Consider the following 16,048-nt stretch of genomic DNA (forward strand, 5'->3'; position numbering starts at 1 on the left):
CGCCGCCCCGGGCACCGCTAGAACAGGCCGATAACTCGAAAAGAACGGGAGGAACACCATGAAGATGCGCGCTCTGCTGCTCGCAGCCGGCCTTCTCATTTCCGCCTTCGGCGCCGCGCGGGCCGGCGAGGTCGAAAAGCCCAACCTGGCGCTGGGCGTCGGCGGCAAACCGCTGCTGTACTATCTCCCCCTGACGCTGGCCGAACGCCTCGGCTACTTCAAGGACGAGGGACTGACCGTCGAGATCAGCGATTTCGGCGGCGGTTCCAAGTCGCTGCAGGCGCTCATCGGCGGCTCCGTCGACGCCGTGGCCGGCGCCTATGAGCACACCATCCGCATGCAGGAGAAGAAGCAGGACGTGCGGGCGGTCATCGACCTCGGCCGCTATCCCGGCATCGTCGTCGCGGTGCGCAAGGACAAGGCCGACACCCTCCGCTCCGTCGCGGACTTCAAGGGGGCGAAGATCGGCGTCACCGCGCCGGGCTCATCGACCTATATTCTCGTGCAGTACCTGATGCGAAAGGCCGGGCTGAACCCCGACGACGCCTCCTTCATCGGCGTGGGCAGCGGCCCCTCGGCCGTCGCCGCCATGCAGAGGGGCGAGATCGACGTCATCTCCCACCTCGACCCCGTCATCTCCAAGCTGGAGGACATGGGCGCCATCAAGGTTCTGGTCGACACCCGCACCACCGAGGGGACCCTGCAGGTGTTCGGCGGCATGAACCCGGCGGCCGTGCTCTATCTCAAGGAGAGCTTCATCCGGCAGAACCCGAACACGGTTCAGGCTCTCACCAATGCCTTCTACAAGACGCTGAAATGGCTGGAGACCGCGACGCCGGAACAGGTCGCGGCGACGGTGCCGCAGGAATACTGGCTGGGCGACAAGGAGCTCTACATCAAGGCCTTCAATGCCTCGCGCCAGGCCTATTCGACCGATGGCGACATCAGCGAGGCGAGCATGAAGAGCGCGCTCAACCTGCTCACGACGACCGATCCGAGCTTCGGCGCCTCCGGCATCGACCTGTCCCGAACCTTCGACGGCTCGTTCCTCGCCAAGGCCAGGGGCCAGTAGCCGACAGACCCGACCGCAAGCCGCCGGCCGTCGACGCCGACGGCCATTCGTATTCCCCAAGGGCACGACCGACATGACCGCAGATGAACTCAAGGCCGCCCTGGAGACACTGGATGTATCGCCGGCCGCCATGGCCAGGCTCCTCGGTGTCGACGTCCGCACCTGCAGGCGCTGGAGCAGCGGCGCCAAACCGATCCCCGACACGGTAGCCACGCAGATCGCCGCCATGGTCGAGGCCGGCGGCGTCACGCCGCAGATGACGGCGGAGATCCAGGCGGCCGCCATCGGCGACGGGCAGGACGTCAGCCGGTTCCTCTGGGTGCAGGTCCGCGACGCCGACCCGTTCTGGACGGTGGCCGAGCATGACACGGTCTCGGACATCTATTACCTGCCCGGCCGGCTGGAGCGTTATGCCGCCGACGATCTGGTGCTCGGGCCGGCGGTCGCGGCACCGGCCGCCCCCGCCCCCGACGAGGCAGAGTGATAGGTAGCCGGCAAATAACCTACTGACACGTCGGTTTCCGGCGCACCCCCGCCGCGCCGGCCCTCAGGGGCAGGGATTGCCGCGCCGCTGATGCACCGCGTCGATGCGCTCAAGCACCTCGGCCGACAAAGCGACATCCGCCGCGCCGATATCGGCGACGAGCTGATCCATCGAGGTCGCGCCGATGATCACCGAGGTCATGAAGTCGCGCGTCAGGCAGAAGGCGATCGCCATCTGCGAGGGATCGAGCCCGGCGTCGTGGGCGATGGCGAGATAATCGTCGATCGCCTCTTCCGCGCCCGGCACCTGGTAGCGGTTGGCGCGCCGGAACAGCGTCGTGCGCGCGCCGGCGGGGAGCGCGCCCTTCTGGTATTTGCCGGTCAGGTAGCCCTGCGCCAGCGCCGAATAGGCGAGCAGGCTCACCTGTTCGCGCAGGCTCACCTCGGCGAGCGCCGTCTCATAGGTGCGGTTGAGAACATTGTAGGCATTCTGGACCGAGACCGCGCGCGGCCCGCCGGTGCGCTCGGCCTCGGCAAGGAAGCTCATCGTGCCCCAGGCGCTCTCGTTGGAGAGGCCGAAATGACGGATCTTGCCGTCCTTCACCAGTTCGTCGAAGGCGGCCAGGGTCTCGGATATGGACGTCTCCTCGCCCGCCAGCGCCTGCCAGCGCGTCGGGTTGGAGCCCCACCGCATCGGCCGGCCCGGCCAGTGCAGCTGGTAGAGGTCGATATAGTCGGTCTGCAGCCGCTTCAGGCTCTTCTCCACCGCCTCGCGGATCTGCACCCGCGTCGGCCGGCCGGGCGAGCCGTCGTCGCGAAACCAGGTCATCTCGGTGAGGCCGACGACCTTGGTCGCCAGGATCACCCTGTCGCGGCCGCCGCGCGCCTTGAGCCAGGTGCCGATGACGCGCTCGGTCGAGCCCTGCGTCTCGGGACTGGGCGGGATGGAATAGAGTTCGGCGGTGTCGAGAAAATTGACGCCGCAGTCGAGCGCGTAGTCGAGCTGCGCGTGCCCCTCGGCCTCGGTGTTCTGCTGACCGTAGGTCATGGTGCCGAGACAGATCGCGCTGACCTCGAGGCCGGTGCGGCCCAGCGGACGGTACTGCATGGGGTTCTTTTCGGAAGGTTGCGACGGAAGGGGGACGATAGGCAGCGGCGCGCACCCGCACAAGGCTGCCGAACGGAAAGCCGCGACGACGTATCCGCGTGCCGCCGCCGGCTAGCGCACGGGCGCGCGGGCGAGAATGCCCTCGATGGCGGCGGTGACCGCCGCCGTCACATGCGCCGCGCCATAGACCGACAGATGGTCGCGGTCGGCGTAGTAGCTTCCGCTGCCGTCGCCCCAGACATAGTGCCCGGCCTGTTCGAACTGCGGGTTGAGCGTGAGCACGGTGACATCCGGCCCCGCCAGCTTGCCGAACACCTCCTGCGAGAAGTGGCGCACATCGCCCACCGGGTCGACGGTCGGCGATGTCTGGACGACGAGTTCCTTCAGCCGGGCCTCGTCGACTTCGCTGCCGCGCCCCTGCAGGGCCGCCTGCTCGAAGATCTGCCGCGGCAGCACCGGCTGCACCGGGGCCTGCTCGATGATCAGCAGCGGAATCTTCAGCGCCGTGAACTCCTCCGCGATCTGCGTCATGCGGCGGGCGAAGGTCTCGCGCGCCGAATCGACGGTCGGCGCGCTCGTGGCGCCATCGTCGGCGATCCGGTAGTAATTGGCACCCGGACGGGCGGAATCGTGGCGGTCGGGACCCTCGGTGTAGAGCGCCCACCGCGCCACCAGCACCACGAGGTCGAAGCCGCCCGTGCGCGCCGCCTCCAGCGACAGGCGCGCGACTTCCTGGCACACGCCCTTGGCCTGCCCGGCGACGGAGACGCGCTCGATCGGCGGGCAGCCGCCATAGCCCATGTGATAGACCGCATCCTGCTCGCCGATCCGCGCGAAGGCGGGCAGCAGGGCATAGGAATGGCTGTCGCCGAGGACAAGGATGCGGGCCTTCGGCGCGGGCGGCTCGAAGATCGGGCAGAGCGTGACCGGCTGCGTCGTGTTCACGCGCTCGGCGCCGTAGCACTTGCCGCCCAGCTTGCTGATCTCGGTCGAGGACAGAAGGGCCACCGAGCGCGGGTCGGCCAGCGCGGCCTTCAGCCGTCCCGGAAAGCCGTTGGTCACGGTGGCATAGGCGCCGAAGCCGGCGAAGACCACGCCCACGGCGCCGCTGGCGGCGAAGACCGCGCGCCGGCTCGGCAGCAGCGGCACCGGCCCGCGCCGGAAGGGCTGCTCGACAAAGCGCCAGCTGAAATAGGCGAGGATGAGCGAGGCCGCCGCCAGAGCCAGCATCAGCGCCTCGGGCGGCGTGCCGATGGAACGGATGCGCGCGAAGGCGAACAGCGGCTGGTGCCAGAGATAGGCGCTGTAGCTGATCAGCCCGATGCCGACCAGCGCCCGCGCCGACAGCACCCGGGCGACGAGGGTGCCCTTCTGCCCGTAGAGCAGGATGAGCGCCGACCCGACCACCGGCACCAGGGCGTAGAAGCTCGGAAACGGCGTTTCCTTGTCATAGGCGAAGATGGCGAAGACGATCAGCGCCAGCCCGGCGGCGCCGAGCAGATTGTTCGGCCGGGGCGCCCGGCTGGTGGCGATGAAACCGCAGATGGAGCCGGCCAGCAGTTCCCAGACGCGGAACTGCGGCAGGAAGAAATTCGCGCGCGCCGCGAAGCGCCAGCCCCATTCGGTGGCCAGCAGGCTCGCCAGCGCCGTCGCCACGACCGACCAGAAGACGACCCGGCGGCCGAAGCGCCACAGCAGCGCGAGGCTGAGCGGCGCCAGCAGGTAATACTGCTCCTCGACCGCGAGGCTCCACGTATGCAGCAGCGGCTTCAGCTCGGCGGACGGGGCGAAATAGCCGGCCGATTCCTGCCAGAACAGGAAATTCGAGACGAAGAACACGACGGCCGCCACGCTCTGGCCGAAGGCCTTGAGCTGGTCCGGCATCATCCAGAGCCAGGCGAAGGGGATGCAGGCCGCCATGACGAGGAACAGCGCCGGCAAGATGCGCCGCGCCCGCCGCTCGTAGAATCGCGCGATCGAGAACTCACCCTTCTCGATTTCGGTGAGCAGGATGATCGTGATCAGATAGCCGCTGATGACGAAGAAGACGTCGACACCGACGAATCCGCCGCCGAATACTTCGAAGCCCGCGTGAAAAAGGATGACCGGGACGACGGCGACGGCCCTCAGGCCGTCAATCTCACTACGATATTTCATCGGGTCTCAGCGCGGGGCGGCCATCGTGCATCTGGACCACTTCCATACAGCACGATCTCCGCGCCCGTCGAGCGCAACCGCGCCACACTGTTGACCCAATTCGGCGGCCGGCGACGGCCCCCGCGCCGCCTGCCCGGCTCAGTTCGTTCGCGCGGGCAGCGTCGCCAGGAAGCTCTCCACGCTCGGCAGGATATGGGCGACGATGACGTCGACCCCCTCCGCCGTCGGGTGGATGCCGTCGGGCTGATTCAGCTTCGTGTTTCCGGCCACGCCGTCGAGATAGAAGGGGTAGAGGGGCACGCCATAGGTCGCGGCGAGGCGCGGATAGATCGGATCGAAGCGGGCGGCGTAGTCGGTGCCGAGATTGGGCGGCGCCCGCATGCCGGCGAGCAGCACCGGAATGCCGCGCTGCTTCAGCCGCGCGAGAATGGCGCCGAGCGCCTTCTCGGGGATAGCCGGATCGAGCCCGCGCAGCGCGTCATTGGCGCCGAGTTCGAGGATCACCCCATCGGTCCCGTCCGGCACCGACCAGTCCAGCCGCGAGAGGCCGCCGGTCGTGGTGTCGCCGGAAACGCCGGCATTGGCGATCACGACATCGTGTCCCTTCGCCTTCAGCGCCGCCTGCAGCCGGACCGGGAAGCTCTTGTCCGCCGGCAGGCCGTAGCCGGCGGTCAGGCTGTCGCCAAGGGCGACGAGGCGCAGCGGCTCGGCGCGCGCGGGGGCGGCCATGGCGAGAAGCGCGGCGGCGGCGAACAGGAACTGGAGCAATCGTGACAAGGCCGAACCTTTCCCTAAGCGATGCAGTGCAGCATATGTTGCGGGAATTCCCGGCCGCAAAGAGGCGATGCCCGCGAGATCGTCGCGCCGGCCCGCCATCAACGCACAGGACGACATGCCGCCTCATTCCCAGTCCGAAACCGCCCCGCTCGCCGTGAAGCTCGATGACGTCGAGCTGTCGCTCGGCACCGGCGCAGCGCGCGTGCACATCCTCAAGTGCGTCTCGCTCAGCATAGCCCCGGGCGAGGCGGTGGGTCTCGTCGGCCCCTCGGGCTCGGGCAAGTCGAGCCTGCTGATGGTGCTGGCCGGGCTGGAGCGTGCCGATTCCGGGCGTGTCAGCGTCGCCGGGCAGGAACTGACCGGGCTCGACGAGGACGCCCTCGCCCGCTTTCGCGGCCGCAATGTCGGCATCGTCTTCCAGGCCTTCCACCTCATCCCGACGATGACGGCGGTCGAGAACGTGGCGGTGCCGCTGGAACTGGCCGGCCGCGCCGACGCCTTCGAGCGCGCCGCCGCCGAATTGACGGCGGTCGGCCTCGGCCACCGGCTCGACCATTATCCGGCCCAGCTTTCCGGCGGCGAGCAGCAGCGCGTCGCGGTGGCTCGCGCGCTGGCGCCGGAGCCGCGCATCCTCGTCGCCGACGAGCCGACCGGCAATCTCGACGAGGCGACCGGCCGGCAGATCATGGACCTGCTGTTCGAGGCGCAGGCGCGCCGGGGCGCCACGCTGGTCATCGTTACCCATGACGCGACTCTGGCCCGGCGCTGCGACCGCACCGTGCGGCTGCGCTCGGGCACGGTCGAGACCGATGCCGCGGCGGAACTGGCCACCGCCGGGTCTCCCGCATGAATACCGACATGAGCACCGAACAGCTTTCCGCCGCCGCCGGGGCCGGCCATGCGCCCGCCGCCCGCCGCTCCGGGCGTGGGCCGCTGGCGTTGCGCTTCGCCCTGCGCGAATTGCGTGGCGGCCTGCGCGGCTTCGCGGTGTTCCTCGCCTGCCTCGCGCTCGGCGTGGCGTCCATCGCCGGCGTCGGCGCCTTCTCCCGCGCGCTGACCGACGGTCTGGCGCGCGAGGGGGCGACGCTGCTGGGGGGCGATGCCGCCTTTTCCCTCGTCCAGCGCGAGGCGAGCCCGCAGGAATACGCGCTCATCGCCTCCGGCGGGCGCGTCGCAACCATCGCGACGCTGCGCGCCATGGCACGCGCAGGCACCGGCGAGGGGCTCGACGCCACGCTCGCCGAGGTGAAGGCGGTCGACGGCGCCTATCCGATGGTGGGCGCACTGGAACTCAGCCCGCCGCAGGCGGTGCCCGGCGCCCTCGCCCGCGAAGGCAACGCGTTCGGCGCGGTGGTCGATCCGGCGCTGGCCGAGCGGCTCGGGCTGAAGACGGGCGACCGTTTCCGGCTCGGCGACGCCGAGCTGGTGCTGCGCGGCACCATCGCGCGCGAGCCGGACGCGCTCTCCACCGGCATCGGCTTCGGCCCCCGGCTGATGGTCTCGCTCGACGCGCTGCGCGCGACCAACCTGCTCCAGCCCGGCAGCCTCGTGCGCTGGCAGTACCGCGTGAAGCTCGCCGACCCGTCCGGCCTTGCCGCCTATGTCGAGCGTGTCCAGAACGGCGCGCCGGAGGCCGGCTTCGAGACCCGCACCCGCGAGGCCGCCGCCCCGCGCCTCGAAAACAATGTGCGCCGGTTCACCGAATATCTGACCCTCGTCGGCCTGACCGCCCTGCTGGTCGGCGGCGTCGGCGTCGCCAATGCGGTGAAGAGCCATCTCGACGCCAAGCGCGGCGTCATCGCCACCTTCAAGAGCCTCGGCGCGCCGGGCATCACCGTCTTCTCCATCTATCTCGCCGAGGTCGGGCTGATCGCGCTGGTCGGCATCGCCATCGGCGCCGTGGTCGGCTCGGCCCTGCCCTTCGCCGCCAACGCCGCCTTCGGCCATCTGCTGCCGATACCGATCGAGCCGAGCCTGCAACCGGCGGCGCTGGCGCTGGCCGTCGCCTATGGCGGGCTGATCGCGCTCGCCTTCGCGCTCTGGCCGCTGGGGCTCGCCCATGACGTGCCGGTGTCGGCGCTGTTCCGCGAGCAGGTGGAGAATGCCCGCCGCCGTCCGCGCCGCATCTATGTCGTGGCGACCGGCCTCGCCGTGCTGGCGCTCGCCGCGCTTGCCGTCGCCGCTTCCGAGGAACGACGCATCGCGATCTACTATCTCGTCGCGGCAGCGGCGGTGCTGGTGACGCTGCGCCTCGTCGCCGTCGGCATCATGGCGGTGGCCCGCCGCCTGCCGCGCCCGCGCTCGACCGCACTGCGCCTCGCGCTCTCCAACATCCACCGGCCGGCGGCGCTGACCCCAACCGTGGTGCTCTCGCTCGGCCTCGGCCTGACGCTGCTGGTGACGCTGGCGCTGATCGACCGCAGCCTGACCCGCGAGCTCTCCGCCCGCCTGCCGACCGAGGCGCCGAGCTATTTCTTCCTCGACATCCAGAACAGCGACACCGACCATTTCGCCTCATGGCTGCGCCAGCAGGCGCCGGAAGGCGAGGTCGAGGTGGTGCCGATGCTGCGCGGACGCCTCATCTCGATGGGCGGACGTCCGGTCGAGGACATCACCCCGCCGCCGGAATTCGCCTGGGTGCTCTCCTCCGACCGCGGCATCACCTATTCCGCCTCGGTGCCGGAAGGCTCGACCGTCGTCGCCGGCGACTGGTGGCCGGCCGACTATGCCGGCCCGCCGCAAGTCTCCTTCGAGCGCGAGATCGCCGACGCCTTCGGGCTGAAGATCGGCGACGAGGTGACGGTGAACGTGCTCGGCCGCTCCATCACCGCCACCATCGCCAATCTGCGGCAGGTGGAATGGGAGCGGCTCGCCATCAACTTCGTCATGGTGTTCTCGCCCAACACCTTCGCCGGCGCCCCGCACACCTCGCTCGCCACCCTCACTCTGCCCGACGGCGGCGACCCGGCCGCCGAGCGGGCCATCGGGCGGGCGGTGGCGACGCAGTTCCCGGCCGTCACTTCGGTGCGGGTGAAGGAGGCGCTGGTGCAGATCGGCGAGATCGTCGGCAACCTGCTCACCGCCATACGCGGCGCCAGCCTCGTCACCCTGCTGTCGAGCGTGCTGGTTCTGGCCGGCGCGCTGGCGGCGGGTCAGCACCACCGGGTCTACGACGCCGTGGTGCTGAAGACGCTGGGCGCCACCCGCGCGAGGCTGGTGGCGGCCTACGCGCTCGAATATGCCGCGCTCGGCCTCGTCACCGCCGTCGTGGCGGTGGGGGCCGGCGCCGCCGCTTCCTATGTCGTGGTGGTCTATGTGATGAAGCTCGGCTTCGCCTGGTCGACGGGGGCGGCGGTCGGCGCGGCGGCGGTGGCGCTGGTGCTCACCGTCGGCTTCGGGCTGATCGGCACCTGGCGGGCGCTCGGGCAGAAACCGGCGCGCATCCTGCGCAATCTGTGAGCGGGCGGGCCGGCAAAACCGGCTGCCGCAGCGTCAAACCTGTCGCAAACTTCACTTGCGGCAAGTCGTTACGCCCCTCATATTCGCGCTGATCGCCCATCCGGCCGCCGGTCCCCGGCAGGTACCGGGAGGGGAAACGGAATTATCGGGAGAGGATCCGACCATGTCCGACTTTAACCGCAACGTCTCCGTGCCGCGCTTCGGGGCGACGGCGGCGCGGACGCAGGCCGAGATCGACCAGGGCCTGCGCGCCTACATGCTGCGCGTCTACAACTACATGACGCTCGGCCTCGCCATCACCGGCGCGGCGGCGCTCGGCATCTACATGCTGTCCGTCTCCGACGTGCCGACCCAGGCCGCGATCGCGCCGGGCGTCTACCTTACCGATCTCGGCGTCGCGCTGTTTGCCAGCCCGCTGCGCTGGGTGGTGATGCTCGCGCCGCTGGCGGCCGTGTTCTTCCTCAGCTTCCGGGTCGACCGCCTGAGCGTCGGCGCCGCGCAGGGCATCTTCTGGCTCTATGCCGGCCTCGTCGGCGTGTCGCTGGCCAGCATCTTCCTAGTCTACACGCATGAGAGCATCGTCCGGGTGTTCTTCATCACCGCGGCGGCCTTCGGCGGCCTGAGCCTGTACGGCTACACGACGAGCCGCAGCCTGACCGGCATGGGCTCGTTCCTGATCATGGGCCTGTTCGGCATCATCATCGCGTCGCTGGTGAACATCTTCCTCGGCTCGTCGATGCTGCAGTTCGTGATCTCGGTGGTGGGCGTGCTCGTCTTCGCCGGCCTCACCGCCTACGACACCCAGCGCATCAAGGAGATGTACTTCGCGGGCGACGACGACGTGGTCGCCGGGCGCAAGGCCATCATGGGCGCGCTGACGCTGTATCTCGACTTCATCAACCTGTTCCTGATGCTGCTCCAGCTCTTCGGCAACCGGAACAACTGATCGTCGGGAACGTCCCGAAACACAAAAGCCCCGGCCTCGCGGCCGGGGCTTTTTCGTTGGCCGGCGCGCACTCTCCCGGCCGCGTCAGGTTTCCTCGACAGCCGGCAGTTCCGCCTTGGGCGGCAGCGGGAACAGGGTGAGAAAGCGCGCGGCGAGCGCGCGGTCGCCTTCCAGCTTCAGCAGCCCCGCCGCTTCCAGCGCCTCCAGCGACTGCCCGCCATAAACGGCGGCGGCGATGATGCCGGCCTCGCCGGTGAAGGTGAAGTCCGCCTGCGCATGGCGCCCGCGCACTGCCTCGATCGCGCCATCCGCCAGCGTGAGGCGGAAGGTCTCGCGCCCGATCACGAGATCGATCCGCGCCGACATCCCCGCCGCCAGGGCCGGGTCCAGCATGGTGCGCAGCGACAGCATCATCGAGACCGCGCCGAAGTGCAGCGTCGGGTCGTGCGTCGGCGAGCGCGCCGCCCAGCGGCCCAGCACCTGGAAAATCGGCTCGCTCTCATAGCCCCATTCGGTCAGCTCATAGACCTGCGTCGAGGCGGGCGGCGGCAGCTTCCGGCGGCGCAGGATTCCGACGCGCTCCAGCCCTTCCAGCCGCTGGGTGAGGATGTTGGCGCTGATGCCCGGCAGGTCGGCCTTTATATCGCCGAAGCGCTTGGGGCCGAGCATCAGTTCGCGCATCACCAGAAGCGCCCAGCGTTCGCCCACGAGGTCGAGCGCATGCGATGCGGCGCAGGCATCGTCATATCGCCGACGTACGGGTGTTCCATAAGTTATTTTCATTAACGACATGGTTGTTTTTGCTAACTACCTCGCTTATTCCTGTCAACGCCTTGCCGCAAGGGAATACGGCCGCGTGGAAGTCCCGCCGGACGAACGGCCGGCGGGCCCGATGGAAGACGCCAGACGGAGGAGACCCGATGCCCAAGATGATCTTCGTGAACCTGCCGGTTCGCGACCTGCCCCGCGCCGTTACCTTCTACGAGGCCATCGGCGCGACGAGAAACCCGCAATTCTCCGACGACACTGCCGCCTGCATGGTGTTCTCCGACACCATCTTCGTGATGCTGCTCACACACCCGAAATTCGCCGGCTTCGCCCCGCGCCCGATCGCCGATTCGCATGCGACGACCGGCATGCTGCTGGCACTCGCGCAGGACAGCCGCGCGGCGGTCGACGCCCTCGTGGCCGACGCCCTCGCTGGCGGCGGCATTGCCGATCCCCGCCCGGCGCAGGATCTCGGCTTCATGTTTTCGCGCAGCTTCGAGGATCCGGACGGGCATGTATGGGAACCGTTCTGGATGGACATGGCGGCGGTCGAGCCCGCCACCGAAAACGCATCCTGACACCGCTTCACCGCCAAGACGAGACGCGAGGATATCATGAGCTACATCGACGGATTCGTGGTTGCCGTGCCAACCGACAAGAAGGACGCCTACCGCGCCATGGCCGAGCGGGCGGCGCCGATCTTCATGGACCATGGCGCGCTGCGCCTCGTCGAGGCCTGGGGTGACGACGTGCCCGACGGCAAGGTGACGGATTTCCGCCGCGCCGTGCAGGCGACACCGGAGGAAACCGTGGTGTTCTCCTGGATCGTCTGGCCCTCGCGGGAGGTCCGCGACGCCGGCATGAAGGGCTTCATGGAGGACCCGCGCATGAAGGAGATGACCGACATGCCCTTCGACGGCCAGCGCATGATCTTCGGCGGCTTCGCGCCCATCGTCGATATCGGCCGGGAATGAGCCCATGTCGCCGCTGTGCACCTGCCTGTGGTTCGACGGCAAGGCGGAGGAGGCCGCGCGCCTCTACACGTCGCTGCTGTCGGATTCGCGGGTCGAGACCGTCAACCGCTCCCCCGTCGACACGCCCGGCGCCAAGGCCGGCGAGGTCATCACGGTGGAGTTCACCCTCAATGGCGCCCCCTATCTCGGGCTCAACGGGGGCGCGCGCTATCCGTTCACCCCGGCCGTCTCGCTGATCGTCCCCTGCGACGACCAGGCCGAGATCGACCGGCTGTGGGCGGCGTTCGCGGAGGGTGGCACGCCGGTGCAGTGCGGCTGGATCACCGACCGCTACGGCCTGTCCTGGCAGATCACCCCGCGCTGGCTGCTCCAGGCGATCAAGGACCCGGACGTCGCCCGCGCGAAGCGGGTGATGGAGGCGATGTTCGACATGGTGAAACTCGACATCGCCGCGCTGGAGGCCGCCTATCATCGCAGCTGATGCGCGCGCGCTGGCGTTGTCGCCGCCCGGCCCGGGCGTTACATAGCCTCACCCGGCGCCGGCCATGAGGGCCGGCGCCATGCGTTGCGGAGGCAGACCATGAGCTGGGCGGATTTCAGGCGCGAGGCGAATTTCATCGGCGGCCAGTGGCTGCCCGCCGATGGCGGCGGCACCATCGAGGTGACGAACCCGGCGACCGGCGAGGTCATCGGCACCGTGCCGAATGCCGGCGCCGCCGAGACCCGCCGCGCCATCGCGGCCGCCGATGCGGCCTTCGAGAGCTTCTCGCACACCACCGCCGACGAGCGCGCCCGGCTGCTGCGCCGGCTCCACGCCGCCATCATGGACAATCAGCGCGCGCTCGCCGAGCTGCTCACCGTCGAGCAGGGCAAGCCGCTGGCCGAATCCATGGGCGAGGTCGGCGCCAGCGCCGCCTATGTGCTGTGGTTCTCCGAGGAGGCCCGCCGCGCCTATGGCGACGTGATCCCCTCCCCCTGGGGCGAGCGGCGCATCCTCGTCACCCGCCAGCCGGTGGGCGTGGTCGCGGCCATCACGCCGTGGAACTTCCCCTCCTCCATGCTGGCCCGCAAGATCGGCCCGGCGCTGGCGACGGGCTGCACCTCGGTGGTGAAGCCGGCGACGCAGACCCCCTATTCGGGCCTCGCCTGGGGCGTGCTGGCCGAGCAGGTCGGCTACCCCGCCGGCGTCGTCAACATCCTCACCGGCTCGGCCTCGGCCATTGGCGGCGAACTCACCGCCAACCCGGCGGTGCGCAAGATCACCTTCACCGGCTCGACGCCGATCGGCAAGATCCTGATGAAGCAGGCCGCCGACACGGTGAAGCGGGTGTCGATGGAACTCGGCGGCAACGCCCCCTTCCTCGTCTTCGACGATGCCGATCTCGACAAGGCGGTGGAGGGCGCCATCGCCTCCAAGTACCGCAATTCGGGCCAGACCTGCGTCTGCGCCAACCGCTTCTACGCCCAGGCCGGCATCTACGACGCCTTCGTCGAGCGGCTGGCCGCCGCTTCCGCCGCGCTCAAGGTCGGCCCCGGCCTCGAGGACGGCGTGGTGCAGGGACCGCTGATCGACGACAAGGCGGTCGCCAAGACCGAGAGCTTCGTCGCCGACGCCCTCGCCAAGGGCGGCCGGGTCGTCACCGGCGGCGCGCGCCACGCGCGCGGCGGCCAGTTCTTCCAGCCGACCGTCATCGCCGACGCCACGGCGCAGATGAACTTCGCCCGCGAGGAAATCTTCGGGCCGGTCGCCCCGGTGTTCCGCTTCGAGACCGAGGCGGAGGCGGTGAAGCTCGCCAACGACACCGAGTTCGGCCTCGCCTGCTATTTCTACACGAGCGATCTCGGCCGCGCCTTCCGCGTCTCCGAGGCGCTGCGCTACGGGCAGGTCGGCATCAATGCCGGCGTCATCACGACGGAAGTGGCGCCCTTCGGCGGCGTGAAGGAATCCGGCATCGGCCGCGAGGGCTCGAAGTACGGCCTCGACGAGTATCTCGACCTGAAATACGTCTGCATCGGCCTGTAAGCCGTCCGGCCCGGGGAGCGGGTGCGCCGTCGGCGTGCCCGCCCTCGATGACGGGGGACAAGGTACGCCCCATGACGGGCCGTCAGCGCCCGCCGATCAGGCTGCGATATTCCTGCGTCAGCCGCGCGATCTCCTCGGCGGCGAACGACCAGTCGCCGACCGTCACGCCCTGGCGGATCTCGTTGGCGAGAACCGGCCAGAACCGCTCGACCAGCGCGGGAATTGCGCTGTCGGCAATGCCGCTGGCGCGCAGGTCGAGCGCGCATATCCGCCGGGCTGTCTCTTCTGTCTCACGCATAAATGCCCTCTAGCACAGCTGCGCGCCTCGCAGCGTGCACTAGTGGACACAGAAATGCGCTTGCGTGGACAGAACGGCGGAACCGGCCCGGAGCGGGCTCACGCTGCGGCGGACCGCCCGCTATCCCATGCTGGCGTGCGCCGGCGCCTCGGCGCCGAGCAGGTCGCGCACGAAATCGGCGAGGTCGGCAATGTCGGCAACGATGCGGTCGTCGCCACGGCTCGCCGAGGCATAGAAGATCCCGTCCAGCATCAAGCCGATGCGGCGTGCCGTGCGCGCGATGTCGACCGGGGCGAAGCGCCCGCCCTCGACCCCGCGCCGCAGCGCGCCCTCCAGCAGGATCTTCTCGCGGCCGTAGAAGCCGGCGATCAGCCCGTCGAGCTCCTCGTCGCGCAGCGAGGAACTGGCATAGTCCGACATCAGCTTGACCATCAGCGCCAGCGTCGGGGCAAGCTCCATATGGATGTCGAGCCAGGCGAGAATGTCCGAGAGCGGCTCGGTATCGACCGGGCGGCGTGCCTCATAGCCCGCCATCAATTGCTCGATGGCGTAGCCGAGCGCGCTGCGCACCAGGTCGTCCTTGTTGGCGAAGTAGTGGTAGAGCAGGCCGACATTGATGTCGCAGACCATGGCGATGTCGCGCACCGTGACCACCGAGAAATGGCGCTCGGCGAACAGTCTCAACGCTTCCTCGAGAATCATCGCCCGCCGCTCGGCCGGCTGGAGGCGCTTGCGCGCGGGTCGTGCAGTCATGCGTTTCCTCCGTAATTGTACGGAATTTTCTGCCTTGCTCATATGCTAAGCGTGCCCATTTGTTGGGCTTGCAGACGATATTAAGTCACCGTTTAATAGCCCGGTCCAGCCAATTCAGCGACCGGAGCCACTCCTCATGACGCGCATATTCAGGGCTGCTGCCATTATCCTCGGCCTCGCCGCCGCCACCCTCGCGGGGATGCCCGGGGCACAGGCGGCCCCCAAGAAGAGTTTCAAGGTCGCCTACACCGTCTATATCGGCTTCATGCCGTTCGCCTACCTCAAGTCGTCCGGCATCATGAAGAAGTGGGCCGACAAATACGGCATCGAGGTCGATATCATCCAGGCCAACGACTATGTCGGCTCGATCAACCAGTTCATCGCCGGCGAGATCGACGCGGTGGGCGTGGCCTCGATGGACGGCCTGACCATGCCGGCCGCCGGCGGTGTCGACACCTCCATCTTCCTCATTACCGACTATTCGAACGGCAACGACATCGTCGTCTCCAAGACCGCCAAGACGGTGAAGGAACTCGCCGGGCAGGACGTCTACCTGCTCCAGTACTCGGTCTCGCACTATCTGCTGAACCGCGCGCTGCAGCAGGCCGGCATTAACGATCCCACCGCCGCCAAGGCGGTGAACATCTCCGACGCGGAAATCTCCGCCGCCTTCGTCTCGCAGCCCGACATGAAGCACGCCGTGTCGTGGAAGCCGCTGACCGAGGACATGCTCAAGGTCGCCGGCACCACCAACCTCTTCGACTCCTCGAAGATCCCCGGCGAGATCATGGACGTGTTCATCGGCAACACGCAGACGCTGAAGGACAACCCCGCCTTCGCCAAGGCCGTCGTCGGCGCCTGGTACGAGGCGCTCGGCACCCTCAAGGCCGGCGGCCCGAAGGGCGAGGAGATGCGCGCGGTGATGACCAGCGCCATGGGCACCGATGCGGGCGGCCTGCAGGCCCAGCTCGACACCACCCACTTCTTCTACACCCCGGCCGAGGCGGCCAGCTTCCTGCTCTCGCCCGAGAACGAGAAGATCTGGGACAGCATCCGCACCTTCTGCTTCCAGCAGGGCCTGTTCGGCCAGGGCGCCACCAGCGTCGACACGATCGGCATCGAGGTCGCCGACGGCACCGTCCTCGGCGACAAGGCCAACATCAAGATGAGGGTCAACGCGACCTTCACCAAGGACGCGGCGGACGGCAAGCTCTAGGCTTCCCCCGCCGC

Annotated in this window: 16 protein-coding genes; 10 read left to right on the forward strand and 6 right to left on the reverse strand. The window is 68.8% G+C overall.

Translation table 11 applies throughout. The annotated features are described in order from the left end of the window. Positions 1-58: 58 nt before the first annotated feature. Both GBB76_RS10935 and GBB76_RS10940 read left to right on the forward strand, forming a co-directional pair. Complete coding sequence (locus GBB76_RS10935) at positions 59-1,072, forward strand: ABC transporter substrate-binding protein (protein WP_152303329.1); 1,014 nt, start codon at positions 59-61, stop codon at positions 1,070-1,072. A gap of 73 nt (positions 1,073-1,145) precedes the next feature. Further along, a complete protein-coding gene (locus tag GBB76_RS10940) occupies positions 1,146-1,556 on the forward strand; it encodes a DNA-binding transcriptional regulator (RefSeq protein ID WP_152303330.1) in 411 nt (136 codons plus the stop codon). Between the two features lie 63 nt (positions 1,557-1,619). Here the strand turns inward: GBB76_RS10940 and GBB76_RS10945 are convergent, their stop codons facing one another. From GBB76_RS10945 to GBB76_RS10955, 3 genes are all read right to left on the reverse strand, one after another. Beyond that, the gene (locus GBB76_RS10945; RefSeq protein WP_152303331.1) at positions 1,620-2,663 is read right to left on the reverse strand and encodes an aldo/keto reductase; all 1,044 of its coding nucleotides are present in this window, start codon (positions 2,661-2,663) and stop codon (positions 1,620-1,622) included. Positions 2,664-2,774: 111 nt separating this feature from the next. Then, entirely contained in the window at positions 2,775-4,820 is a 2,046-nt protein-coding gene (locus tag GBB76_RS10950) for an acyltransferase family protein (RefSeq protein ID WP_152303332.1), read from the reverse strand. Positions 4,821-4,958: 138 nt separating this feature from the next. Then, the gene (locus GBB76_RS10955; protein WP_152304839.1) at positions 4,959-5,549 is read right to left on the reverse strand and encodes an arylesterase; all 591 of its coding nucleotides are present in this window, start codon (positions 5,547-5,549) and stop codon (positions 4,959-4,961) included. Between the two features lie 163 nt (positions 5,550-5,712). Here GBB76_RS10955 and GBB76_RS10960 point away from each other — a divergent pair, with 163 nt between their 5' ends. The 3 genes from GBB76_RS10960 to GBB76_RS10970 all read left to right on the forward strand — a co-directional run bounded on the left by GBB76_RS10960 (position 5,713) and on the right by GBB76_RS10970 (position 10,002). Continuing rightward, a complete protein-coding gene (locus GBB76_RS10960) occupies positions 5,713-6,447 on the forward strand; it encodes an ABC transporter ATP-binding protein (protein WP_152303333.1) in 735 nt (244 codons plus the stop codon). Positions 6,448-6,455: 8 nt separating this feature from the next. After that, the gene (locus GBB76_RS10965; protein ID WP_152303334.1) at positions 6,456-9,056 is read left to right on the forward strand and encodes an ABC transporter permease; all 2,601 of its coding nucleotides are present in this window, start codon (positions 6,456-6,458) and stop codon (positions 9,054-9,056) included. Between the two features lie 163 nt (positions 9,057-9,219). After that, positions 9,220-10,002 carry a Bax inhibitor-1/YccA family protein gene (locus GBB76_RS10970; RefSeq protein ID WP_152303335.1) on the forward strand — a complete coding sequence of 261 codons (783 nt, stop codon included), beginning with the start codon at positions 9,220-9,222 and terminating at the stop codon, positions 10,000-10,002. 84 nt (positions 10,003-10,086) lie between these two features. Here the strand turns inward: GBB76_RS10970 and GBB76_RS10975 are convergent, their stop codons facing one another. Beyond that, the gene (locus GBB76_RS10975) at positions 10,087-10,794 is read right to left on the reverse strand and encodes a helix-turn-helix domain-containing protein (protein WP_152303336.1); all 708 of its coding nucleotides are present in this window, start codon (positions 10,792-10,794) and stop codon (positions 10,087-10,089) included. Positions 10,795-10,922: 128 nt separating this feature from the next. On the opposite strand from GBB76_RS10975, the gene GBB76_RS10980 reads away from it, so the two are divergent. From GBB76_RS10980 to GBB76_RS10995, 4 genes are all read left to right on the forward strand, one after another. Next, positions 10,923-11,348: a VOC family protein gene (locus GBB76_RS10980; protein ID WP_152303337.1), complete on the forward strand. Its 426-nt coding sequence runs from the start codon at positions 10,923-10,925 to the stop codon at positions 11,346-11,348. A 36-nt stretch (positions 11,349-11,384) separates the two neighbouring features. Then, complete coding sequence (locus GBB76_RS10985) at positions 11,385-11,744, forward strand: DUF1428 domain-containing protein (protein ID WP_152303338.1); 360 nt, start codon at positions 11,385-11,387, stop codon at positions 11,742-11,744. Between the two features lie 4 nt (positions 11,745-11,748). Next, the gene (locus GBB76_RS10990; RefSeq protein WP_152303339.1) at positions 11,749-12,225 is read left to right on the forward strand and encodes a VOC family protein; all 477 of its coding nucleotides are present in this window, start codon (positions 11,749-11,751) and stop codon (positions 12,223-12,225) included. Positions 12,226-12,324: 99 nt separating this feature from the next. Beyond that, positions 12,325-13,767: an NAD-dependent succinate-semialdehyde dehydrogenase gene (locus GBB76_RS10995; RefSeq protein WP_152303340.1), complete on the forward strand. Its 1,443-nt coding sequence runs from the start codon at positions 12,325-12,327 to the stop codon at positions 13,765-13,767. 82 nt (positions 13,768-13,849) lie between these two features. On the opposite strand, the gene GBB76_RS11000 is transcribed toward GBB76_RS10995, so the two are convergent. Continuing rightward, on the reverse strand, positions 13,850-14,065 hold the full coding sequence (locus GBB76_RS11000; protein WP_152303341.1) for a hypothetical protein: 216 nt from the start codon (positions 14,063-14,065) through the stop codon (positions 13,850-13,852). Positions 14,066-14,185: 120 nt separating this feature from the next. After that, a complete protein-coding gene (locus GBB76_RS11005; RefSeq protein ID WP_152303342.1) occupies positions 14,186-14,818 on the reverse strand; it encodes a TetR/AcrR family transcriptional regulator in 633 nt (210 codons plus the stop codon). Positions 14,819-14,954: 136 nt separating this feature from the next. On the opposite strand from GBB76_RS11005, the gene GBB76_RS11010 reads away from it, so the two are divergent. Further along, the gene (locus GBB76_RS11010; RefSeq protein ID WP_152303343.1) at positions 14,955-16,034 is read left to right on the forward strand and encodes a putative urea ABC transporter substrate-binding protein; all 1,080 of its coding nucleotides are present in this window, start codon (positions 14,955-14,957) and stop codon (positions 16,032-16,034) included. The last annotated feature ends 14 nt before the right edge of the window (positions 16,035-16,048 follow it).

This window comes from Ancylobacter sp. TS-1 (assembly GCF_009223885.1).
Classification (GTDB): domain Bacteria; phylum Pseudomonadota; class Alphaproteobacteria; order Rhizobiales; family Xanthobacteraceae; genus Ancylobacter.

Bases quoted from the DNA above. Each gene is read 5' to 3' on its own strand.
- GBB76_RS10935 (WP_152303329.1), top strand. From the start codon at position 59: ATGAAGATGCGCGCTCTGCTGCTCGCAGCCGGCCTTCTCATTTCCGCC.
- GBB76_RS10940 (WP_152303330.1), top strand. From the start codon at position 1,146: ATGACCGCAGATGAACTCAAGGCCGCCCTGGAGACACTGGATGTATCG.
- GBB76_RS10945 (WP_152303331.1), bottom strand. From the start codon at position 2,663: ATGCAGTACCGTCCGCTGGGCCGCACCGGCCTCGAGGTCAGCGCGATC.
- GBB76_RS10950 (WP_152303332.1), bottom strand. From the start codon at position 4,820: ATGAAATATCGTAGTGAGATTGACGGCCTGAGGGCCGTCGCCGTCGTC.
- GBB76_RS10955 (WP_152304839.1), bottom strand. From the start codon at position 5,549: ATGGCCGCCCCCGCGCGCGCCGAGCCGCTGCGCCTCGTCGCCCTTGGC.
- GBB76_RS10960 (WP_152303333.1), top strand. From the start codon at position 5,713: ATGCCGCCTCATTCCCAGTCCGAAACCGCCCCGCTCGCCGTGAAGCTC.
- GBB76_RS10965 (WP_152303334.1), top strand. From the start codon at position 6,456: ATGAGCACCGAACAGCTTTCCGCCGCCGCCGGGGCCGGCCATGCGCCC.
- GBB76_RS10970 (WP_152303335.1), top strand. From the start codon at position 9,220: ATGTCCGACTTTAACCGCAACGTCTCCGTGCCGCGCTTCGGGGCGACG.
- GBB76_RS10975 (WP_152303336.1), bottom strand. From the start codon at position 10,794: ATGTCGTTAATGAAAATAACTTATGGAACACCCGTACGTCGGCGATAT.
- GBB76_RS10980 (WP_152303337.1), top strand. From the start codon at position 10,923: ATGCCCAAGATGATCTTCGTGAACCTGCCGGTTCGCGACCTGCCCCGC.
- GBB76_RS10985 (WP_152303338.1), top strand. From the start codon at position 11,385: ATGAGCTACATCGACGGATTCGTGGTTGCCGTGCCAACCGACAAGAAG.
- GBB76_RS10990 (WP_152303339.1), top strand. From the start codon at position 11,749: ATGTCGCCGCTGTGCACCTGCCTGTGGTTCGACGGCAAGGCGGAGGAG.
- GBB76_RS10995 (WP_152303340.1), top strand. From the start codon at position 12,325: ATGAGCTGGGCGGATTTCAGGCGCGAGGCGAATTTCATCGGCGGCCAG.
- GBB76_RS11000 (WP_152303341.1), bottom strand. From the start codon at position 14,065: ATGCGTGAGACAGAAGAGACAGCCCGGCGGATATGCGCGCTCGACCTG.
- GBB76_RS11005 (WP_152303342.1), bottom strand. From the start codon at position 14,818: ATGACTGCACGACCCGCGCGCAAGCGCCTCCAGCCGGCCGAGCGGCGG.
- GBB76_RS11010 (WP_152303343.1), top strand. From the start codon at position 14,955: ATGACGCGCATATTCAGGGCTGCTGCCATTATCCTCGGCCTCGCCGCC.